Below are 23,002 nucleotides of genomic sequence, written 5' to 3'. Positions count from 1 at the left end.
CTGCGCAACAAGACCTGGGGGCAAGACTTGAAGCGTCACAAACAGACGCGCATGTTCGGTGTGCGCGCGTTCGGTCTCGTGCTGGCTGTGTCAGCCGGCTTCATCACACCTGTCGCACAAGCGGCGCCTGCTCCGGCTGAGTTGCCGGACGAGGTGTCCGCTCTGGCGGCGGCGCGGAAGTTCGACAAGCCGGTCAAGGTGTCCGCGCTCACGACCGAGGCGACGGAGACCTTGGCGAATCCGGACGGCCGCATGGAGCTGGTCCAGTCGCTGAAGCCGGAGCGGGTGAAGCGCGGGAACAAGTGGGTTCCCGTCAACACGAAGCTGAGCAAGCACGCGGACGGGTCGATCCGTCCGGAGGCGGCGACCGTGGACCTCCAGTTCTCGGGCAAGGGCAAGGGCAAGCCGCTCGCCTCGGCCTCGAAGGACGGGGTCGAGGTCGGCTTGACCTGGTTGGAGTCGCTGCCGGAGCCGAAGGTGGAGGGTTCCAAGACGACCTACCAGGAAGTGTGGCCGGGTGTCGACCTGACGGTCGAGGCGACGGCGAGCGGCTTCAGCCAGTTGCTGGTGGTGAAGAACGCGGACGCGGCGAAGTCGGACAAGCTGCGCAAGATCACTTACGGCTCGCACGTCAAGGGCGGCGAGCTGAGCGAGCGCGACGGCCTGCTGGAGGTCGAGGACCCCAAGGGCGTTGTCCAGTTCCGGGGTGACGCGTCGCAGATGTGGGATGCGACGGGCCGTCCCGCGAAGATGGGTGTCGAGCTCACCGACACGACCCTCTCGGTGGTGCCCGACCAGGCGTTCCTGGCGTCGCCGGAGACGAAGTTCCCGGTGTCGATCGACCCGAGCTACAACTGGGCCGGGTCCAAGAACCACCACGCCGTCATCCAGGAGAACTTCCCGAACGCCCGCAACTACGACCGCACCGATGGTGAGCTGGGCGACCTCAAGGCGGGCTGGCACAGCAGCACGGGCTTCTCGATCTCCTACATCGAGATGAACACCGCGCCCATGGCGGGCAAGAGGATTCACTCCGCGAAGTTCGCGGCGAAGGTGATCCACTCCGCCAACTGCGCCGCGGCCGAACCGACGGGCCTGTGGCACATGGGCGGGATCGGCCCCAACACCTCGTGGTCCAACGCGCCCGGGTGGCTCGGCAAGTGGGGGACGACCAACAAGACGAACAACGGCAGCTTCTGCCCGTCCGACGGGCAGGTCGAGTTCGACGTCACCGGCCTGATCCAGAACCACGCCGACAACGCGCACCCGCAGGTGACCCTCGGACTCTTCACCAACAACGACGCCAGGAACGACAAGGCGTGGCGCCGGTTCGACCTCAACCCGGTGCTGCGGGTCATCTACAACTCGGTCCCGAACCGGGCACGCGACCTGAGCATGGAGCGCGGTCTTCTCCCGTGCGGGATCGGGGCGAAAAAGCAGTACGTGCCGACCAGGACGCCTCGCGTGCGTGGTCAATTTTCGGACCCGGACGGTGGCGTGCTCAACTCGATCTTCCGTTTGCACAACGGGCGGCGGGGCGACAGCGTTCCCATCGCGGACTATCACGTCGCGGACACGCCGTCGGGTTCGTACACCGAGGCACAGGTTGCGCCCGGTGTGATCACAGAAGACGGTGTCTACCACTGGTTGGTGAACACGAATGACGGTGAGCTGGAGTCCGGCTGGGAGGACAACTGCGAGTTCGTCGTCGACACGGTGAAACCCGTTGTGCCGCTGGCGACTTCGGTCGAGTATCCGGCGTCGGTGCCTGGTGGCGGTGTGGGTGTGACCGGCACGTTCGAGCTGGACTCGGTGAAGTCGCAGAGCGGTGACGTGGCGAAGTTCATCTACTCCTTCACCTCGGACGGTGGCGATTCGCTCAACAAGGAGATGGTTGTCGGATCGGATGGCAAGGCGACGATCCGGTGGACGCCGAACACCGCGGGCACGCAGACGTTGTTCGTGAAGACGGTGGACCGGGCCGGCAACCTGTCCGACCTGAAGCGGTACGAGTTCCTCGTGCTCGCCGGTGGGAACCCTGCCGCGCACTGGGCGTTGGACGGCACGTTGACCGACGTGAACGGCGCCAACGCGTTGACGCCGAACGGCAATCCGAATCTCACCGGGGCGGGCTACTCGGGCAAGGGCGCCCGGCTGAACGTGGCGCAGGACTTCCTCAGCGGTGGCGCGGTGGTCGACACGTCGAAGAACTTCACGCTGTCGGCGTGGGCGAAGCTCGACGGCACCGGCACCAGCCATGCGGTTCTTTCCACGGCGGACGCCTCCACGCTCAGTTCCACCCTCTACTACGACCAGACCGTCAAACGCTGGACGTTCGGCATGACTGGGAAGGACAACAAGGGCGACCTCCGGGTCGTGCGGGCCGGGGCCGAGGCGGTGGCCGGTGTCTGGACCCATCTGACCGGCACTTACGAGGCCACGACGAAGACGTTCTCCTTGCACGTCGACGGCATCAAGCAGGGCGAGGTCACCGGGCTGGAGAGCTGGCAGGCGTCGCAGTTGCTGGTGGGGCGCCATCGCTGGAACGGCCAGGACATCGACGCCTTGGTCGGTTCGATCGACGAGCTGAAGGTGTACAACCGCACGCTGAACGACTCCGAGATCAAGGTGCTCGCGAAGCAGTCCGGGATCCGTGCCCACTACAAGATCGGTGAGGGCACGGGTACCTCGACGAAGGACGAGGTCACCGGCCGGAACGCCACCGTCGGCGGCAAGGTCGGCTGGGAGAAGAACAGCAGGTACACGTCGCTGCTGCTCAACGGACCTGACGAGGCTGGCAACCCGCAGGACCTGGAGGCGTACGCCTCGGCACCGGCGCCGGGTGTCCGCACGGACCGTTCCTACACGGTCTCGGCGTGGGCCAGGCTCGACCTGGACTCGCCCGAGGACAAGGCACGGACGGTCGTGAGTCTGGTGCACAACGGCGTCTCGCAACTCGATCTCCGTTATGGCGGCGCTTCGAACAAGTGGGAGTTCGTGATGGGCGGCACCACTGTGGCGACCGCCTATGAGACGGTGCTGGGGGAGTGGGTGTACCTGACAGCGGTCCACGACACGACGACCTCCGAGATGCGGTTGTACCTCAACGGTGTCTACATCACCAGGGTTCCGTTCACCGGCGGATCGGCTCAGACCGAGTCCACTTTGGAGCTGGGCAGGCTCACGCCCACGACGGCCGCGGGTGCGTTCTGGAAGGGCGGCATCGACGACGTGCGCGTCTACGTCGGTGTGCTGTCGGACGAAACGATTCTGGCGCAGGCAGTTCGCAGCTGATCCGCGGACGGATTTTTCACCACACGATCTGGGGGCAAGACTTGATGCGCCGTAGACAGGCGCGCACGTTCGGCGTGCGCGCGTTCACACTCGTGCTGGCTGTGTCAGCCGGTCTCATCACACCCGACGCGCTCGCGGCGCCTGCTCCGGCCGAGTTGCCGGACCAGGCCTCCGCTCTGGCGGCGGCACGGAAGTTCGACAAGCCGGTGAAGGTGTCCGCGCTCACGACCGAAGCGTCGGAGACCGTGGCGAACCCCAACGGCAAGATGACCTTCATCCAGTCGCTCAAGCCGGAGCGGGCGAAGCGCGGGAACAAGTGGGTTCCCGTGGACACGAAGCTGCGCAAGCACTCGGACGGTCTCCTCCGTCCGGAGGCTGCCTCGGTGGATCTCCAGTTCGCCACCGCGGGCAAGGACAAGCCGCTCGCGCTGGTGGCCAAGGACGGCGTCGAGGTGGGCCTCTCGTGGCCGGAGGCGTTGCCGGAGCCGAAGGTCGAGGGCCCGAAGACGACGTACCCCGACGTGTGGCCGGGCATCGATCTGACGGTCGAGGCGACCGCGAGCGGGTTCAGCCAGCTGCTGGTGGTGAAGACCGCCGAGGCGGCGAAGTCGGAGAAACTGCGCAAGGTCACGTACGGCTCGCACGTCAAGGGCGGCAAGCTGAGCCAGCGCGACGGTCTGCTGGAAGTCAAGGACGACAAGGGAACCGTGCGGTTCACCGGTGACGCCTCACAGATGTGGGACGCGACCGGTCGTCCGGCCAAGATGGGCGTCGAGCTCACCGCCGACACCATCTCCGTCGTCCCCGACCAGGCGTTCCTGGCGTCGGCGGAGACGAAGTTCCCGGTGTCGATCGACCCTCGGTACAACTGGGCCGGGAACAAGAACCACCACGCGGTGGCGCAGGAGCGTTTCCCGGAAGCCCGCAACTACGACCGCACCGACGGTGAGCTGGGTGACCTCAAGGCCGGCTGGCACAGCAGCACGGGCTACTCGCTGTCCTATCTCGAGATGGACTTCGCGCCGATGGTCGGCAAGAAGATCCACTCGGCGAAGCTCGCGATGAAGGTCATCCACTCCTCGCAGTGCGACCTGATCGAACCGACCGGCGTGTGGCACACCGGCCCGATCGGTCCCGACACCAGGTACAACGCCGGACCCCAGTGGTACGGGAAGCAGTCGTCGAGCAACAAGAAGAACAACCCGAGCTTCTGCCCGTCCGACGGGCTGACCGAGTTCGACGTGCTCGGGCAGGCGCAGTACCAGGCTGACAACGGGTACACGACCCTGACCGTCGGCCTCGCGACCGACAACGGGGCCACCAACGACCGGGCGTGGCGCCGGTTCGACCTGAACCCGGTGCTGCGCATCGAGTACAACTCGTACCCGCTCCCGGCATCGGACCGCAGCCTGGAACGCGGCCAGTACCCGTGCGGTGCCGGTGGCGCGGGCCCCACGACCTACGTGCCGACCAGAACGCCCCGCATCCGTGCCAAGCTCCAGGACCCGGATGGTGGCGTGCTGTGGTCGTACTTCCGCCTCACCAAGAGCGTGAACCGGGTTCCTGTGGAGATCGCCGGCTACCAGAACCAGGACACGCCGTCAGGGTCGTACTCGGAGATCCAGGTGCAGCCGGGGACGATCACCGAGGACGGTCCTTACCAGTGGTCTGTGGTCACCGGTGACGGTGAGCTGGAGACCGCCGACGCCAGGTTCGGTTTCGGGTGTTCGTTCGTCGTCGACACGGTGAAGCCCGTTGTGCCGCTGGCGACTTCGGTCGAGTATCCGGCGTCGGTGCCTGGTGGCGGTGTGGGTGTGACCGGCACGTTCGAGCTGGACTCGGTGAAGTCGCAGAGCGGTGACGTGGCGAAGTTCATCTACTCCTTCACCTCGGACGGCGGCGAATCTCTCAACAAGGAGATGGCGGTCGGAGCGGACGGCAAGGCGACGATCCGGTGGACGCCGAACACCGCGGGCACGCAGACGTTGTTCGTGAAGACGGTGGACCGGGCCGGGAACCTGTCCGACCTCAAGCGGTACGAGTTCCTCGTGCTCGCAGGTGGGCAGCCCGTCGCGCATTGGGCGTTGGACGGGGCCCTGACCGACGCCAACGGTGGCAACGCCCTGACGTCGAACGGCGCCCCGAACCTCGCGGCGGTGGGCTACTCGGGCAAGGCCGCCGGGTTGAACGGCACGCAGGACTTCCTCAGCGGTGGGGCAGTGGTCGACACGTCGAAGAACTTCACGCTGTCGGCCTGGGCGAAGGTGAGCAACGGCGACTTCGGCCGCGCCGTTCTATCCACTGTGGACGCTTCGACGCTCAGTTCGAGCCTGTACTACGACCAGGGCAACAGGCGCTGGGCCTTCGGCATGACGGCGTCGGGCAACAAGGCCGATCTCAAGGTCGCCTATTCGCAACTTGAGGCACAGATCGGTGTCTGGACGCACCTGACCGGCACCTACGAGGCCACGATCAAGAAGCTCGTTCTTCACGTCGACGGCAAGAAGCAGGGCGAGGTCGCGGGGCTGGAGGGCTGGCAGGCGTCGCAGATGCTGGTGGGCCGCCATCGCTGGAACGGCCAGGACGCCAGCGGTTTCGTCGGTTCGATCGACGAGCTCAGGGTGTACAACCGCACGCTGAACGACTCCGAGATCAAGGTGCTGGCGACGCAGGCCGGTGTCCGTGCGCACTACAAGATCGGCGAGGGCACGGGCACGTCCACGAAGGACGAGGTCAGTGGGCTCAACGCCACCGTCGCCGGCAAGGCGGGCTGGGAGAAGAACAGCAGGTACACGTCGTTGCTGCTCAACGGACCTGACGAAGCGGGACAGGCCCAGGACGCCGAGGCCTACGTCTCGGCTCCGGCACCAGGCATCCGCACCGACCGCTCCTACACGGTCTCGGCGTGGGCGCGGCTGGATCTGGACTCGCCAGAGGACAAGGCGCGGACCGTCGTGAGTCTGGTGCACAACGGCGTCTCGCAGCTCGACCTTCGTTATGGCGGCGCTTCGAAGAAGTGGGAGTTCGTGATGGGCGGCACCACCGTGGCGACCGCCTACGAAGCGGCGTTGCAGGAGTGGGTCTACCTGACCGCTGTGCACGACACGACCGCCTCCGAGATGCGGTTGTACCTCAACGGTGTCTACATCACCAGGGTTCCGTTCACGGGTGGCTCGGCTCAGACCGAGTCCACTTTGGAGCTGGGCAGGCTCACGCCCGCCACGGCCACCGGCGCTTTCTGGAAGGGCGGCATCGACGACGTACGCGTCTACGTCGGCGCGCTTTCGGACGAAGCGATTCTGGCGCACGCAGTTCGCAGCTGATCGAGCACCTCACCCCTAACAGAGGAAGTTCATGCGCAACCACACCAGGTGGTCGCGCGCTCTAGCCCTGTCGCTGGGCTGGGTCATGATCGCCGGCGTCGTCTCCCCGACGCCGGCGCTCGCCCAGCCCACGGGCAGAGACGTGCGCAAACCCGACACCCAAACCGAGAAGAACGTTCCCGGCGAGCTCGCGAAGCTGCGGCCCGTCACGCCGATCGTGGCGAGCAACCAGCCGGCGCCGAAGGTCGCCTGGCCCGAGGCGGGCAAGGCAGACGTCGCCGCGGCCGGCGACCTCCGGCAGGCCGGCACGTCCCCGGTCAAGATCAGCAAGGCGGACGCGGCCCCGGTGCGGGTCGAGACGTTCGGCCAGGACACGTCCGCGAAGATCGGCGTGGCCGGTGTCGTGCTCAAGGTGTCCGACAACGCGGGCAAGTCTCCGGGCAAGGCGTCGGTCGAGCTCGACTACAAGGGCTTCGAGCACGCTTACGGCGGCGACTACGGCTCGCGCCTGAGGCTGGTGCGGCTGCCGGAGTGTGCACTGTCCACTCCGGACAAGGCGGAGTGCAAGACGCGTACTCCGGTGCAGTCGCGCAACGACGTGAAGACGAAGAAGCTGACGGCCACCGACCTCGCGCCGTCCTCCGGCGCGATGGTGCTCGCGGCCGAGCCTGCCGCGGGTGGTGCGGGCGGTTCGTTCCAGGCGACCTCGTTGTCTCCTGCGGGAAGCTGGTCCGCGGGCGGTTCGAGTGGTGACTTCACCTTCAACTACCCGATCAAGCTGCCGGGTTCGGTCGGAGGAAGTGCGCCCCAGGTGGCGCTGGGCTACTCGTCCAGCGGTGTCGACGGGCGCACCAGCGCGACGAACAACCAGGCGTCGTCGGCCGGTGACGGCTGGGACCTCAGCGCGGGCGGGTTCATCGAGCGCCGCTACAAGGGTTGCGGTGAGGACCTCAACGCCGCGATCGGTCAGAAGAAGACGGCCGACCAGTGCTGGGTGACCGACAACGCCACCATCCAGCTCGCCGGCATCTCGTCGGAGCTCGTCCGGATCGGCAACACGGAGACGTGGCGCGCCAAGAACGACGACGGCTCGAAGATCGAGCGTCTGTACCGCACGCCGGTCGCGGGTGGTGACAACAACGGCGAGTACTGGAAGGTGACGACCCCGAACGGCACCCAGTACTTCCTGGGTTCGCGCGAGGCGGAGTCGACGTGGACGGTGCCGGTGTTCGGCAACCACCCCGGTGACCAGTGCTGGGCGGAGGGCAAGCAGTTCAAGGACCTGTCGTGCCGCCAGGCGTGGCGCTGGAACGTCGACTACGTGGTCGACCCGAAGGGCAACGTCACCCGGTTCTACTACAAGACCGAGAAGAACCGGTACGGCCGCAACCTCGACGCCGGCGACGGTGTGGAGTACGAGCGCGCCGGTCGGCTGGACCGGATCGACTACGGCCTGCACAACTCGGACGAGAACGCGCCGGCTCCGGGACGGGTGCAGTTCCACTACTCGGAGCGGTGCATTCCGTCGGGCGGCTTCGACTGCGCTCCTGGCAAGTTGACCAAGGAGAACGCGAAGCAGTGGCCGGACGTGCCGTTCGACCAGATCTGCGCGCCCGGTGCGCGCTGTGAGAACCAGTACTCGCCGACGTTCTTCAGCCAGCTGCGGTTGACGAAGGTCAGCACCCAGGTGCGCAAGGAGAACGTCGCCGCCGAGTGGCGTGACGTCGACCAGTGGGAGCTCGGCCAGTCGTTCCCGCCGTCCAACGACGGGCTCGACCCGGCGCTGTGGCTCGACAGCATCAAGCACACCGGTCTGGTCGGCGACGCGAAGTCGTTGCCCGCCACGAAGTTCGAACGCATCACGCTGGCGAACCGGGTGGACGGCGACAGCGACGTGTACCCGCCGCTGCTGCGCGGCCGCGTCAAGCGCGTCCAGCACGAGGCCGGTGGCATCACCGAGGTCGAGTACACCGACAAGGACTGCGTGCCGGGCACGCGGATGCCCGTTCTCGCCAACGCGCACCTCAACACGATGCGGTGCTTCCCGTCGTACTGGACGCCGGAAGGCGCCCTGGAACCGCAGCTGCACTGGTTCCACAAGTACGTCGTGCGCGCGGTCATCGCGGACGACCGGGTTCGCGAGCTGAGCGAGCAGACCAAGGTCTACTACGAGTACGAGAGCATCGCCGGCGCTCCGCTGTGGCACTACGACGAGAACGACTTCGGTGACCCGAAGTACCGGACGTGGTCGCAGTGGCGTGGCTACAACAAGGTCCGCACGATCTCCGGTGACACCAACGAGCCGGACCGGCCGGTCACCGAGAAGATCTACCTGCGCGGCATGGACGGCGACACCGTGCCGGGCGGCAAGCGCGACGCCTGGGTCGAGTACGACGGCGACCGGATCGAGGACCACGAGCGGCTCAAGGGCGTCGAGTGGAAGACGTTCTCGCTCAACGGCGGCGCGGTCCACACGAAGACCACGAGTGAACCGTGGATGTCTCCTGCCACCGCGGAGAACGGCGACGACAAGGCGTTGCTGCTCAACACGAAGACGGTGACCACGAAGACCTCGCTGGGCAGCGACCGGTGGCGGACCAAGCGGGCGAGCACGACGTTCGACGACGCTTACGGCCGTGCCCTCACCGTCCAGGACGAGGGCGACATCGACGTCACCGGTGACGAACGGTGCACGACCACGACCTACGCGCCCAACGAGGCCGCGTGGATGTTGAACTACGCCAGCCGGATCCTCACCTACGCCGCGAAGTGCGATGTCGCGGCAACGGACGACAACACCGTCAGCGACACCATCTCCGCATACGACGGCAAGGCGGCCGGAGAGGCCCCGACCAAGGGCCTCGTCACCACCGCGTCGCGGTGGAACGGTCAACGCACGAACCCGCGCGGGTACCAGGCGATCACGACCACCGAGTACGACGTCTACGGCAGGGTCAAGAAGACGACCGACCCCGCGCTCGGCGACACGACCATCGTGAACGAGCCGACGTTCGGCTTCCCGGTGCGCAAGGTGACCACCACCAACGCCAAGGGACACAACTCGATCGTCGAGTACGACCCGGCGCTCGGCCTGCCGGTCGCGCAGGTCGGTCCGAACGGCGAGCGGGTCGACGCGAAGTACGACGCGCTGGGCCGGCTGACCCACACCTGGCTCCCGCACAGGGCGCGGCACCTGAGCGCCAGCGCTCAGTACGAGTACGTCTACGACGAGGCGACCGCGACCGTCATCGAGGTCTCGAAGTCGTTGCGCGAGCGGGACCAGCAGTACAACGTCTCGTACAAGATCTTCGACGGCCTGCTGCGTGCCCGGCAGACCCAGGTGCCCGACGGCGAGCAGAAGGCAGGGGATCTCGGGCGGATCATCACGGACACGTTCTTCGACTCGCGTGGCCTGGTGACCAAGACGAGCAACGCCTACTTCAACCGGCAGGCGCCGGACGGCAAGTTGTTCGTGGTGGCGGATGTCCAGGTGCCCAACCAGGAGTTCACCAAGTACGACAAGCTGGCCCGTCCGGTCAGCGTCGCCTTCCACAAGTTCGGCACGCCCCAGTGGAACACCACCACGGTCTACGCGGGCGACCGCGTGCACGTGACGCCACCCGCGGGGCAGATCCCGACGACCGTCGTCAGCGACGCGCACGGCCGTGAGGTCGAACGCATCCAGCACAACGGTCCCGGCGCCGACGTGACGAAGTCGAAGTTCAACTTCAAGGGACAGCTGGAACAGGTCACCGACCCCGCGGGCAACAAGTGGTCGTACGAGTACGACCTGTTGGGCCGCAAGTGGAAGGAGACCGACCCGGACCGCGGCACGACCACCGTCGAGTACAACAACCTCGACCAGGTCGTGAAGACGACCGACAGCGAGAACCGGTCGGTGTCGATCAAGTACGACCAGCTGGGCCGCAAGACCCAGATGCTCTCCGGCGAGACCAAGCTCGCCGAATGGGTGTACGACACCAAGAAGAAGGGCCTGCTCACCTCGGCCACCCGGTTCTCCGGCGGTCAGGCGTACGTCCAGCGGGTCACCAGCTACGACGCCTTCAGCCGCATCCGCGAGTCCGAGGTCGAGATCCCGGCCGCGGAAGGGGCGCTGGGCCAGACCTACCTGTTCGAGCGCGACTACACGCCGGTCACCGGTGCGCTCCTCTCCACGGTGTCCCCCGACGCCGGTGGCCTGCCGCTGGAGAGGGTGTCCACCGCCTACAACGACCAGGGCGCGCCGATCAGGACCAGCGGCCTGAGCCCGTACGTCAGCGAGCACATCTACTCGAAGTTCGGCGAGACGCTGCGCCTGACGATCGGCCCCGACCCGAACCCCAACGAGGGTGGCAACCAGCTGTGGCTGACGAACTACTTCGAGGAGGGCAACCGTCGTCTCGAACAGTCCATCGTGGACCGTTCACGTGACACCGACTGGCGGATCTCCAACCAGAAGTACTCGTACGACACCGGTGGCAACATCACGCGGATCGCGGACGAGCCGACCGACAAGTCGGCGTGGGACACCCAGTGCTTCCAGTACGACAAGCTGCGCAGGCTGACCAAGGCGTTCACGCCTCTGTCAGGCGACTGCGCGACCACCGTGGTCGGCGGCGCGGCCCCGTACCAGCACGAGTACCAGTACGACTCGATCGGCAACCGCACGCAGGAGCGCACGACCTCGGGTTCCAACGTGGTCAACCGCAAGTACAACTACGACACGGCGAACCAGCCGCACGTCGTCCGCTCGATCGACGAGACCGGCCCGTCCGGCACCGCCCGTGACGAGTTCGGTTACGACAAGACCGGCAACACCAGCACCCGCAAGATCGCGGGCAACACCCAGACGATCTCCTACGACGTCGAGGGCCGCACGTCCAAGGTCGTGGAGGCCTCGGGCAAGGAGTCGTCGTACCTGTACGGCGCCGACGGCGGCCGCCTGATCAAGCGCGAACCCGGCCGCACCACGCTCTACCTGCCCGAGGGCATGGAGCTGGTGAAGGACGACGCGACCAACACGGTGTCTGGCAAGCGCTACTACGCGCACGGCGGCAACGTGGTCGCACTGCGGACCTCCGCAGGCCGGCTGTCGTACGAGGTGGGCAACCACCAGGGCACGCCGACCACGTCGGTCAAGGCCGGAGACCTGACGTACCAGCGTCAGTACCTCGACCCGTTCGGCAAGGCCCGCGGCCCGAACGGCGGTTCCTGGCCTGACGACAAGGGATTCGTCGGCGGCACCCGAGACACGTCCGGTCTGACGCACCTCGGTGCTCGTGAGTACGACCCGGCGACCGGCCGGTTCCTGGCCGACGACCCGATCATGAACACCGCGAACCCGCAGCAGGTCAACGGGTACTCGTACAGCAACAACAACCCCGTCACGTTCTCCGACCCGTCAGGCATGTACCTGGAGGGCGGCACTCACCCGGAAACCGGCAACCCGTACGGCATCGACAAAGAACGCGACATCCTGATCGGCGACTGGCCGGGCGGCGAAGCCGAGTCAGCGCTGGCGTACCCGAACGCGACGAAGAAGCAGAACAAGGGGCGTGCTTCCACTCGGGCGGCGGAGCAGGCTCGTTGGGACGCTGCCGGCGGCAAGGACAAGTACGAGGAGTACCTGCGCGAGGCCAACAACTCGCAGTCCTGGTGGAGCATCATCGTCGCGGAGCTTCCTGACCTGTTGATGGACCTCACGGGCATCAACGACGTCAAGGACTGCTTCACGAACTTCGACCTTCTCGCTTGCGTGAGCCTGGTGCCCGCGGCTAAGGCGTTCAAGTTGTTGCAGGCCGGTGAGCGGATCGTCAGAGCGATCGTCAAGGCCAACAAGATCATCGACAAGATCGCGGAGGCCGCCAAGAAGCTGCGCCGGATCGAGGAGAAGGTCGAAGAAGCCGTCCAAGAGGCGATCGACTGTCAGGGCAACAGTTTCGCGCCGGGCACACGTGTGTTGATGGCCGACGGCTCGTCGAAACCGATTGAGGAAATACGGCTCGGAGATGAAGTCCTGGCCACGGATCCTGAGACCGGCGAGAGCCGGGGACAGGACGTGGTGCGGACCATCGTCGGTGACGGATACAAGAACCTCGTAGAGCTGACTGTCCAAGGTCAGTCCGAGAAAATTGTTGCCACCGACGGGCACAGGTTCTGGTTGCCAGAGCTCAAGGAATGGGTGCGAGCAGACAAGCTCGTTGCTGGAGTCTGGCTGCAGACCTCCGCTGGTACCTGGGTGCAGGTTGTCCAGGTCCGACAGTGGACCGCGGCCCAGCGGGTCCACAATCTGACCGTAAGTGGTGAGCACACCTACTACGTCCAAGCGGGTAGCTCGGCAGTTCTGTCTCACAACTGCAGCCCGCTGGCTCGGCGCGCATCTGAGATTCATGCCGAGGCAGGCAGCCCGAGGGAGATGCGGCACACGACGGTCGCAGTGATCCGCGCCGAGACTCCCCTTGGATTTGTTGATGTCGTGGCAGGTAGTGGTCGTGGACTGAACAAGACTCAGCAGGCGATGCTGCGGCTGGGAGAAATCGCTGCCGACAACATCCCGGGAGCGCATGCAGAGCAAAATGCGCTGTTGTTCATCAATAAAATGGGATGGAGTCCGGTTGCCGGTGCCGCGTCGCGTAGTGTATGCACTGAGATCTGTGCGCCTTTGATCAGGGCAACCGGAGGGCGCATCACCGGTCAGGTCTATCAGCGAGAAAGTGGAACGATGATCAGGACATTCGAGTGGTAGCTGTCGACGACGCTCTCTCCCGCTTCCTCGGGGAAGCGGGAGAGGGGGCTTTGACTCTGTTCGCCGCTAGTTGTGTCGAGCGTGGCTCCGGAGTGTTCTTCCTGGCTCTGGCATACGATGAGTCCCGCGGTGGCGACGTGGAGGAGTACGCGCGTTTCCTCGACGATCTGTGGAGTGGAACAAGTCTGTCGCTGCGGGATCGTGAATCGCATCAAGGGAGAATTGATTCTTTTCCTGAGATGCAGGGAGAAGAGGAGCCGCCGGGAATCATGGCGTTTGCGTATGACGCCGTGGCTGCGATGTACTACTCGTACGCCTACCTGGTTTCTGGTGATTCGATCAACGTCAAGTACTGCTCGAATCACATGCTCAATTCTGCGGGCTACATCGATGACGCTGTCCCCGGCTCGTCGAATCGGTACGAAGATGAGATAGCTGAGCAGCTAGGTGCTGTCGAAGCTCTCTCGTCGGACTTGTCAAAAGTTGAGGCGGCAGTTCTCAGGGAACGGGCAAGGGCAATGGGAAGAGACCGTGTCGATGCGCTCAGAATTGCTTTTTCTGAATGATCTAGCTTGGCTGCGCAGCCGTTCCTGAGGAAAAGTTTGGCAACAGGCTGAGGGCCGGACACGATGAACGTGTCCGGCCCTCAGCCTATCCAGGGAATGATCAGCGCTTCGGCTGTCGCCGAAGCCCCAGCTGGCGCCAAGAACGGCGGCGCCCATTAGCAGAAGGCACGGGGCCGTCTGCCCTGGTGGGTGCCTCACCCTCGCGTCGAGGCCGACGCACGGCCCGCATGGCCGCGCCGGCGACGCGACTCTGCAACGGCTGACGCAGACCGAGCCGACGAGCCGCAACTCCGTGCGCCCGCTTTATGGCGCGACGATCGGCGCCGGTGACGGTCCAGGCCTCCGGGTGCTTGGAAAGCCACATGTACCGCCGCACCGAGTAAGGCAGGTGCCCGAGATACACGACCATCGCGACGATCAAAGCCACCAACGGGTAAGTGATGACAGCGGCCGCCAGAAGACCCACGGCCACCAGCAAAGGCGCGACCGCGCGTGGCGGCACCTTAACCGTCTTCACCGACAGCGTTGGGATCCGCGACACCAGCAGCATCGCGACCAGCACGGTCCACGCGGCAACGACGTAGGAGTTGTTCCACCAGCCGTCAGACCGGACCTGCTCCTCGATGATCAGAGGCAACAGCAACAACAACCCACCGGCCGGCGCCGGGACGCCCACGAAGAACTCCTTCGCGAACGGCGGCTGTTCCTTCTCCAGCAACGTGTTGAAGCGGGCCAGGCGGACCACCATGCAGACCGCGAAGATCAGCGCGATGACCCAGCCCGCGCGGTTGCCCTCGAACTTCCACAGGTAGATCGCGAGGGCCGGCGCGACGCCGAACGAGATGGCGTCGGCCAGGGAGTCGAGCTCCGCGCCCATCTTCGACGTCGCGTCCAGCAGGCGGGCGATGCGGCCGTCGAGGCCGTCGAACACGGCTGCTGCCGCGATCGCGGTGATGGCCGCGCCCCACATGCCGACGTTCGCGAAGTGCACCGCGGACAGGCCCGAGCACATGGCCAGGACCGTGATCGCGTTCGGCAGCAGGCGGACGCCGGGCCCGCTGGGCGCCATCAGGCTTCCGGGAGCTCGGCGAGGACGGTCTCGCCGCCGATGGTGCGCTGGCCGGCTTCGACCAGGACGCGGCTGCCGCGCGGGACGTAGAGGTCCACTCGCGAGCCGAAGCGGATCAGGCCGTAGGTCTGGCCGGCGGCGACCTTCTCGCCCTCGGCGACCTCGCACACGATGCGGCGGGCGACGAGGCCGGCGATCTGGACGACCACCAGGTCCACGCCCGACGTGGTGCGCAGCCACACGGTGTTGCGCTCGTTCTCCTCGGAGGCCTTGTCGAGGTCGGCCGAGAGGAACTTGCCGGGGTGGTACGAGACCTGGACGATCTCGCCGTCCGCGGGCACGCGCTGCACGTGCACGTCGAACACCGAGAGGAACACGCTCACGCGCGTCATCGGCTGGGTGCCGAGGCCGAGTTCGGCGGGCGGGACGGCGTCGACCACGTGCGAGACGGTGCCGTCGGCCGGGGCCACGGCGAGGTTCGGACGGGTCGGCGTCACGCGCTTCGGCTCGCGGAAGAACCACGCCACCCACGCCGTGACCAGGGCGAGGACTACGCCCAGGCGCTTGAAGCGCAGCCGGACGAGGAGGGTCGCGATCGCCGCGGCGGCGACGAACGGGCGTCCCGCCGGGTGCATCGGCGGCACCATGCCGCGCGCGAGTTCGAGGAAGTGGGAGACGGGCTTCTCGCTGCTCATCGTGTCTGGGGGTCCGTAGCTTCCGTGAGTTGTCGGGCGCCAACACGCTACGGCAACACGCCAAACCGCCCATCGGGACTGCCGGAAAGACAAGTGGCCGGTCCGCCCGTGCATCCCCCGACGAATGCACGGGCCGACCGGCACCTGCGGGCAGTGTAATCCCCGTCACATGGGGTGAACAACGTCGCTGGGTGAGCGTTCCGTCACAGTCCGTCGACGCCGAGGTTCTGCAGCCTGAACCGCACGTCAGCCACCTGGTTAGCGTCACGGACGGCGGGTGCGACCAGGTCTTCCGGATAGACCGCAGCTCCGTCGCGCGTGCGCAGGACGAACAGCCCGCCCCAGTTGAGTTCCAGCGTCGCGCGGTTAGTCCTCACAAGCAGGTCAGACACCATGCATCCCAGTAGTTCCGTCACGGCCTCGACGGCGGCGTCGTGCACCTGCTCCGGGGTCAGCGACGCGTCCACCGGCGCCCCCGTCAGCTTGTGCAGCTCGGCGCGCGACAACGCCGCCAGCACGTCCGCCAGCGTCTCGCCGACCTTGCTCACCCGTCCCGCGTGCCGCAGCGCGTCGGCGTAGCGGCGCACGAGCACCGGCCCGGCCAGCGTCGCGAGCTCCTGCCACGTGATCGGCGGCCCCTGCACCCCGACCAGCGCCGCGACGGCCTCGGGCGGCGTGCCGTCGAGCAACGACCACGCGCGCCGTTCGTCCACCGCCTCCGCCACCCCGCCGGAGAACGGGGAGAGCTGCCTGATCGTCGCCACCCGCTCGCGGATCGGCGGATGGCTGTCGAACACCGACGACGGTTCCTGCGCGGCCATCAACGGCTCGATCTCGCGGAGCTGGTGCACGCGCCGCGGGTGGTCCAGGTAGGCGCGGAAGCCCTCCAGCAACGGCGGCGTGCGCCCGGCCAGCACGGCCAGCGAGACGTACCAGCGCAGGTAGTCGTTCCAGCCCTCGCCGAGCGGACCGCCGCGCAGCAACGACCGCGCCGTCGCCTCCGCCCCGGCCGCCGCCACGGACACCTCGTCGGCGAACCGCTCGTGCTTGCGGCTCTCCGAGGCGGCGACCAGCGCGTACAGCCTCGCCCACGCGTAGAGGACGGCGGACAGGTAGCTGCCCTGCCCGATCACCATCCCCAGGGCGAGCTTCGCGCGGAACGTCACCGCCGACACCTGCGTGTGGCCGCCGCCGTAGTGGCCGAGCTCGTGCGCGACCACCGACCGCAGCTCGCCGATCGTCATGCCGGCCACGAACGGCAGGCCCAGCTCCAGGTAGCGCGTGCCGTGGCGCTCCCACACACCCGCGTTCGCCTCGTTGACGAGCCGGATGTCGTCAGGGCTGCGGGTGCCCGCCAGCGCCGCCAGCTCGTCGACGTGCCGCCAGAGCTCCGGGTGCGTCGCGCGGGTCAGCGGCACGCCGGTCGGCCGCGGCCGCGCCCAGAACGCCCTGACCATCGCGTACAGCGACGGCCCGCCCACGATGAGCGTCAGCGCGGTGAGGAACGCCCCGCCCTCGACGTCGCCCCGGTCGAACAGGACGTACGCGAGGACGCCCAGCAACACGGTGAGGCCCAGCGCGAGCACGAAGAACCCGGCGAGCATCACCAGGGCCAGCGCCGCCCTCACTGGAGATGTCTGACGGTGACCTCGGCTCCCGCCGCCAGCTCCGTGACGTCCTCTGGCACCTCGATCAGGCAGTTCGACAGCGCGAGCGCCGACAGCAGGTGCGACCCCGGCCCGCCGACGGGCGTCACGACCTCGCCGGACGACGGGTCGTGCAGGCCGCGCCGGAACTGCGTCTTCCCCGCCGGAGACGTCAGCGGAGCCGTGATGGTCGCCCGCGCCGTGCGGCGTTCCGGCTGCGTGTAACCCATGGACGCGAGCAGCGCCGGCCGCACGAACACCTCGAACGACACCTGCGCGCTCACCGGGTTGCCCGGCAGCGACAGCACCGGCACGCCCTCGTACCGGCCGGAACCCTGCGGCCCGCCCGGCTGCATCGCGACCTTGGTGAACTGCACGTCGTGGCTCGCGAAAGCGTCCTTGACCACCTCGTACGCGCCCGCGCTGACCCCGCCGGACGTCACGATGACGTCCACCGAACCGAGGTACGGCGCCAACGCGCGATGGAACTCCTCGACGTCGTCCGGCACGAACCGCAGCTGCACGGCGACGCAGCCCGCGTCCCGCACGGACGAGGCGAGCATCATGCCGTTCGACTCGTAGATCTGACCCGGCTGCAGCGGCTTGCCCGGTTCGACCAGCTCGGAACCCGTCGACAGGACCAGCACGCGCGGACGGCGGCGCACCGGCAGCTCGGGGAATCCGAGGGCGGAGGCGAGACCGAGCGTCGACGGGCGCAGCACCGTGCCCGCGGCCAGCACCGCGTCGCCCTTGCGCACGTCGTCGCCACCGGTGCGGATGTTCTGGCCGGGCGCCACGGCCTGGTTGATCGTCACGGTCTCGGTGCCGCCGTCGGTCCACTCGACCTGGACCACGGCGTCCGCGCCGGGCGGCAGCGGGGCGCCGGTCATGATCCGCTGCACGGTGCCGGGCACCAGCGGGTTCAGCTGCGTGCGGCCCGCGGGGATGTCGTCGGCGACCGGGAGCCGGACCGGCAGCTCACCGGTCAGTTCGGCGGCCCGCACCGCGTACCCGTCCATCGCGGAGTTGTCGAACGGCGGCAGGTCCAGCGGCGCGATGACGTCGGTGGCGAGCACGAGCCCGAGGCACTCGTCGAGCGGGAGCTGCAGCACGGGCATCGACCCGACGAGCTCCGCGACGCGCTGGCGGTGTTCGGCGACAGTGGTGGGGGACACGACTGCATACTGCCAACGTCGCGGTGCTCGTGACGCCCGCTTTGCCTCGTTTCCTTCCCGGAGGTGTTGTTCGTGCAGGTCCGGACCAGGCACACACCGACGTTCGGCGTGGCGAGACTCGTCCTCGCGCCCGGCGAGGCGGTGCTGGTCGACCCGCTGACCATCGCGGCCACGAGCTACGGGCTCACGGTCGAGGTGAAGGGCGCGGGCGCGAAGGCGGTCGCACTGTGCACGTCGGGCGCGGAGGGCGGCTGGATCGACGCGGCCCCCGTGCTGCCCGGTGACCTGCACCAGATCGAGCTCGACGGGGCGTACGGCTGGTGCCTCGCCCGGCACAGCTGGATCGCGTCGAGCAGCACGGTGGCGATGAACCCCGAGGCGCCGCCGATGCAGGCGATCTTCGGAGGCGCCGAGGGCTTCATGAACTACGCGCACGGCAAGGGTGCGGTGGTGCTCGCCTGTTACGGCGCGCTCGACCTCGTGACACTGGCGGTCGGGGAGGCCGTGACCATCAGCAGCGATCACGTCGTGGCGTTCGCGGACACCGTGCAATGCCGTCTCCGGCCGTCGGTCCCCGATGGCGTGCAATCCATTCTGACTGGTGAGGGCCTGGTGTTCGACTTCGCCGGTCCCGGTGCCGTGCTGACGCAGACGCGCGGACCCCGCCGGCTCACCACCTGGTTGCGCGCCAACGGAGTCAGCTCCCGTTCATGACTCCGTAAGGAGGTATCCGCGTGAGATTTCTTCTTTTAGCGTTGCTCTCTGCGCTTTGCGTGAGATGCGTGATCTGAAGGAGGACGTCTTGGCTCTCGGTACCGTCAAGTGGTTCAACTCCGAAAAGGGATACGGCTTCATCGCGACCGATGGCGGGCCCGACGTGTTCGTGCACTACTCGGCGATCCAGATGGAAGGCTTCCGGACGCTCTCAGAAGGCGACCGGGTGGAGTTCGAGGTGCAGGCGGGCCGGGACGGGCGCAGCCAGGCGTCGGACGTGCGCCGGGCCAGCTAGACGTCACTCTGATCACGGCTTCGGCCAACCCGGGACAAGCCGATCTGGCCGGACGTTAGGCTGCCTTGCGTGTCGGAGGACCTGAGCGGACGGCGAATCGCGCATTACCGGATCGACGGTGTGCTGGGCCGCGGTGGCATGAGCGTGACGTACCGGGCCACGGACGTGAGGCTTGGCCGGAAAGTCGCGCTCAAGGTCATCGGTGAGCACCTCGCACCCGACGCGGAGTTCCGCGAGCGGTTCGTGGACGAGGCGCGCAACACCTCGGCGATCGACCACGCGAACATCGTGCCGCTCTACGACTTCGACGAGGTCGAGGGCCTGCTCTACATCGCCATGCGGCTCGTGGACGGCCAGGACCTGGCCGGGCACATCAAGGAGGGGCCGCTCACGCCCGCACGCACGTTGACGCTGCTCGCCCAGGTGGCCGAAGCGCTCGACATGCTGCACGGCAAGGGCCTCGTGCACCTCGACGTGAAGCCCGCCAACGTGCTGGTGACCCAGAAGGAAGGCGTGCGCGAGCACGTCTACGTCGCCGACTTCGGCCTCACCCGCCGCGGCGCCACCGGCCACCGCACCCGAACGGGTGATTTCCTCGGCTCGCCGACCTACGCGGCGCCGGAACACCTGCGCGGCGAGCCCGTCGACGGCCGCACCGACCAGTACGCGCTCGCCTGCATGCTCTTCGCCTGTCTGTCGGGCCGCCCGCCGTTCCAGGGCGGCGTGCAGGAGGTCATCCAGGGCCACCTCGGCAACGTCGTTCCGTCGTTGTCGCAGCTCGTGGCGTTGCCGCCGGCCATCGACGACGTGATCCGCAAGGGCACCTCGAAGGACCCGTCGCAGCGGTACGCGAGCTGCGCCGAGCTCATCAACGCCGCCCGCGTCGCTCTCGCCGGAGTCGCGCAGGGCTCGGCTCCCGCTCAACTCGGGCCGCAGTCCGGCTCGTTCCCCGCTCAGTCGCCGATGTCCGGGCCGATGCCCGTCCAGCAGGGTCAGTACCAGGGCGGCGGCTACCAGCAGCCCCTCTCGGACCCCGTCCGGCTGCGCCCGCCGAACCAGGTGGGCGTGAGCGCGTTCACGGCCGGCAAGAAGGAACGCCCGGCGTGGTTCGCGCCGGTCATCGCGGCCGTGGTGGCGATCGTGGTGATCATCATCGTGGTGGTGATCCTGTCGCCGGGTGACGAGCCCGCGCGCCAGCCCAAGACGAGCTCCGCCCCGTCGCTGAACATCGGCGACGAGACGACCTCGAACAAGCCGCTGCCGACCTCTGTGCCGGTGCGCACTTCCCGCTGAGAGTCGCCTGGGTTCGCTTGCACTCGCCGGTGTCGAGTGCTAAACACGAACTAGCACTCGGCACAGTCGAGTGCCAAGAAGTGAGGCTGGGACTGGTGAGGCCTCCTCGTCGAAAGACGGGGGAGTCGTCCGTCGCGGGCACCTGACCTGGTCACGCGCATCGTGTTCCGCTGCGGGTATGCGCTCGCAGTGGCCCAGAATCCACATAGGCGGAGGAACACACCGCAATGGCCAAGATGATTGCGTTCGACGAGGAAGCCCGTCGCGGTCTCGAGCGCGGGATGAACATCCTCGCTGACGCCGTCAAGGTGACGCTCGGCCCCAAGGGCCGCAACGTCGTGCTCGAGAAGAAGTGGGGCGCGCCGACCATCACCAACGATGGTGTCTCCATCGCGAAGGAGATCGAGCTCGAGGACCCGTGGGAGAAGATCGGGGCCGAGCTCGTCAAGGAGGTCGCGAAGAAGACCGATGACGTCGCTGGTGACGGCACCACCACCGCGACGGTGCTGGCACAGGCTCTGGTCCGCGAGGGCCTGCGCAACGTGGCCGCGGGTGCGAACCCGCTCGGCCTCAAGCGCGGCATCGAGCAGGCCGTCGAGGCCATTGCCGAGCAGCTCCTGAAGGCCGCCAAGGAGATCGAGACGAAGGAGCAGATCGCTGCTACCGCGTCCATCTCCGCCGCTGACCCCACGATCGGCGAGCTCATCGCCGAGGCGATGGACAAGGTCGGCAAGGAAGGCGTCATCACCGTCGAGGAGAGCAACACCCTCGGTCTCGAGCTCGAGCTCACCGAAGGCATGCGCTTCGACAAGGGCTACATCTCCGGTTACTTCGTGACCGACCCCGAGCGCCAGGAAGCGACCCTCGAGGACCCGTACATCCTGCTGTTCGGCTCCAAGATCTCCACGGTCAAGGACCTGCTCCCGCTCCTGGAGAAGGTCATGCAGGGCGGCAAGCCGCTGCTGATCATCTCCGAGGACGTCGAGGGCGAGGCCCTCGCGACCCTGGTCGTGAACAAGATCCGTGGCACCTTCAAGTCCGTCGCCGTCAAGGCGCCCGGCTTCGGTGACCGCCGCAAGGCCATCCTCCAGGACATCGCCACCCTCACCGGTGGCCAGGTCATCACCGAGGACGTCGGCCTGAAGCTGGAGAACGCCGACATCTCGCTGCTGGGCAAGGCCCGCAAGGTCGTCGTCACCAAGGACGAGACGACCATCGTCGAGGGTGCCGGTGACGCGGAGCAGATCCAGGGCCGCGTCAACCAGATCCGCGCCGAGATCGAGAAGTCGGACTCCGACTACGACCGCGAGAAGCTCCAGGAGCGCCTCGCCAAGCTCGCCGGCGGCGTCGCCGTCATCAAGGCGGGCGCGGCCACCGAGGTCGAGCTCAAGGAGCGCAAGCACCGCATCGAAGACGCGGTCCGCAACGCCAAGGCCGCCGTCGAGGAGGGCATCGTCGCCGGTGGTGGCGTCGCGCTGCTCCAGGCCGCCGAGGCCGCCTTCGCGGGCCTGAAGCTCACGGGCGACGAGGCCACTGGCGCCAACATCGTCAAGGTCGCCGTCGAGGCTCCGCTGAAGCAGATCGCGGTCAACGCCGGTCTCGAAGGCGGCGTCGTGGTCGAGCGCGTCAAGTCCCTCCCCGCGGGCGAGGGCCTGGACGCCGCGACCGGCGAGTACAAGGACCTGATCAAGGCCGGCATCATCGACCCGGCCAAGGTCACCCGTTCCGCGCTGCAGAACGCCGCGTCCATCGCCGCCCTGTTCCTGACGACGGAAGCCGTCGTCGCGGACAAGCCGGAGAAGAACGCCGCGCCCGCCGCGCCGGACGCCGGCGGCATGGACTTCTGAGTCCGTCCGCTTCGCTCCACCTCTGAAAGGCCCGGTTCGCTTCGGCGAGCCGGGCCTTTCGGCTGTCCGGGGCCGGGGGATGGCGGGCGCCGGGTCAGGGATCGCGGTTGGCAGACCAGGCGCGGCTCTCGGGAGGCGGGGCGATGGGGCTGGCGTGCCCTGGGCAGGCGCGGCGGCAGGCTTGGCGTGGCGCTGGGAGGGGCGGCGCGGCAGATCCGGCGCGGTGCCTGGAGGGGACGCGGCAACGGATTCGGCGCGGCGGTGGGAGTGCGCGACGGCCGCGTTGAGGTGGGCGGAGGGCTCGCTGGTGGCGCGGTGTTCGGGTGGCGCGGGTGGGCAC

Annotated in this window: 12 protein-coding genes; 8 read left to right on the top strand and 4 right to left on the bottom strand. The window is 67.4% G+C overall.

The annotated features are described in order from the left end of the window. The first annotated feature begins 27 nt into the window (after positions 1 to 27). Genes ACH413_RS14195 through ACH413_RS14180 form a run of 4 tightly spaced genes read left to right on the top strand, consistent with a single transcriptional unit; the run spans position 28 to position 13,928 of the window. Entirely contained in the window at positions 28 to 3,294 is a 3,267-nt protein-coding gene (locus tag ACH413_RS14195) for a LamG-like jellyroll fold domain-containing protein (RefSeq protein ID WP_396424979.1), read from the top strand. Between the two features lie 44 nt (positions 3,295 to 3,338). Continuing rightward, positions 3,339 to 6,617 carry a LamG domain-containing protein gene (locus tag ACH413_RS14190; RefSeq protein ID WP_360046458.1) on the top strand — a complete coding sequence of 1,093 codons (3,279 nt, stop codon included), beginning with the start codon at positions 3,339 to 3,341 and terminating at the stop codon, positions 6,615 to 6,617. Positions 6,618 to 6,648: 31 nt separating this feature from the next. Continuing rightward, on the top strand, positions 6,649 to 13,362 hold the full coding sequence (locus ACH413_RS14185; protein ID WP_360046460.1) for an RHS repeat-associated core domain-containing protein: 6,714 nt from the start codon (positions 6,649 to 6,651) through the stop codon (positions 13,360 to 13,362). Next, positions 13,356 to 13,928, top strand: a complete 573-nt coding sequence (locus ACH413_RS14180) for a hypothetical protein (RefSeq protein WP_360046462.1) — start codon at positions 13,356 to 13,358, stop codon at positions 13,926 to 13,928. Before ACH413_RS14185 ends, ACH413_RS14180 begins: the two co-directional genes overlap by 7 nt. A 100-nt stretch (positions 13,929 to 14,028) precedes the next feature. On the opposite strand, the gene pssA is transcribed toward ACH413_RS14180, so the two are convergent. The 4 genes from pssA to glp all read right to left on the bottom strand — a co-directional run bounded on the left by pssA (position 14,029) and on the right by glp (position 18,513). Beyond that, complete coding sequence (gene pssA, locus ACH413_RS14175; protein WP_360046464.1) at positions 14,029 to 14,997, bottom strand: CDP-diacylglycerol--serine O-phosphatidyltransferase; 969 nt, start codon at positions 14,995 to 14,997, stop codon at positions 14,029 to 14,031. Next, the gene (locus tag ACH413_RS14170) at positions 14,997 to 15,692 is read right to left on the bottom strand and encodes a phosphatidylserine decarboxylase (protein ID WP_360046466.1); all 696 of its coding nucleotides are present in this window, start codon (positions 15,690 to 15,692) and stop codon (positions 14,997 to 14,999) included. The genes pssA and ACH413_RS14170 overlap by 1 nt, the downstream gene beginning before the upstream one ends. A 203-nt stretch (positions 15,693 to 15,895) precedes the next feature. Continuing rightward, entirely contained in the window at positions 15,896 to 17,320 is a 1,425-nt protein-coding gene (locus tag ACH413_RS14165) for a M48 family metalloprotease (RefSeq protein ID WP_360046468.1), read from the bottom strand. After that, positions 17,317 to 18,513, bottom strand: a complete 1,197-nt coding sequence (gene glp / locus ACH413_RS14160) for a gephyrin-like molybdotransferase Glp (protein ID WP_360046470.1) — start codon at positions 18,511 to 18,513, stop codon at positions 17,317 to 17,319. The genes ACH413_RS14165 and glp overlap by 4 nt, the downstream gene beginning before the upstream one ends. Before the next feature lie 72 nt (positions 18,514 to 18,585). Between glp and ACH413_RS14155 the strand changes: the two genes are divergently transcribed. The 4 genes from ACH413_RS14155 to groL all read left to right on the top strand — a co-directional run bounded on the left by ACH413_RS14155 (position 18,586) and on the right by groL (position 22,662). Then, a complete protein-coding gene (locus tag ACH413_RS14155; RefSeq protein ID WP_360046472.1) occupies positions 18,586 to 19,227 on the top strand; it encodes an AIM24 family protein in 642 nt (213 codons plus the stop codon). Between the two features lie 88 nt (positions 19,228 to 19,315). Beyond that, positions 19,316 to 19,522: a cold-shock protein gene (locus ACH413_RS14150; protein WP_090014840.1), complete on the top strand. Its 207-nt coding sequence runs from the start codon at positions 19,316 to 19,318 to the stop codon at positions 19,520 to 19,522. Between the two features lie 69 nt (positions 19,523 to 19,591). Then, entirely contained in the window at positions 19,592 to 20,815 is a 1,224-nt protein-coding gene (locus tag ACH413_RS14145) for a serine/threonine-protein kinase (RefSeq protein WP_360046474.1), read from the top strand. A gap of 227 nt (positions 20,816 to 21,042) precedes the next feature. After that, entirely contained in the window at positions 21,043 to 22,662 is a 1,620-nt protein-coding gene (gene groL, locus ACH413_RS14140; RefSeq protein ID WP_360046476.1) for a chaperonin GroEL, read from the top strand. Positions 22,663 to 23,002: the final 340 nt, after the last annotated feature.

The sequence above is a fragment of the Lentzea sp. NPDC020367 genome (genome assembly GCF_044387305.1).
In the GTDB taxonomy this organism is placed as follows: Bacteria; Actinomycetota; Actinomycetes; order Mycobacteriales; family Pseudonocardiaceae; genus Lentzea.
The sequence above is the reverse complement of the archived record's forward strand: the minus strand, read 5'-3'. Positions and strand labels throughout refer to the sequence as shown.

Coding starts and splice junctions, on each gene's coding strand:
- groL (WP_360046476.1), top strand. CDS start 21,043: ATGGCCAAGATGATTGCGTTCGACGAGGAAGCCCGTCGCGGTCTCGAG.
- ACH413_RS14170 (WP_360046466.1), bottom strand. CDS start 15,692: ATGAGCAGCGAGAAGCCCGTCTCCCACTTCCTCGAACTCGCGCGCGGC.
- pssA (WP_360046464.1), bottom strand. CDS start 14,997: ATGGCGCCCAGCGGGCCCGGCGTCCGCCTGCTGCCGAACGCGATCACG.
- ACH413_RS14190 (WP_360046458.1), top strand. CDS start 3,339: ATGCGCCGTAGACAGGCGCGCACGTTCGGCGTGCGCGCGTTCACACTC.
- ACH413_RS14185 (WP_360046460.1), top strand. CDS start 6,649: ATGCGCAACCACACCAGGTGGTCGCGCGCTCTAGCCCTGTCGCTGGGC.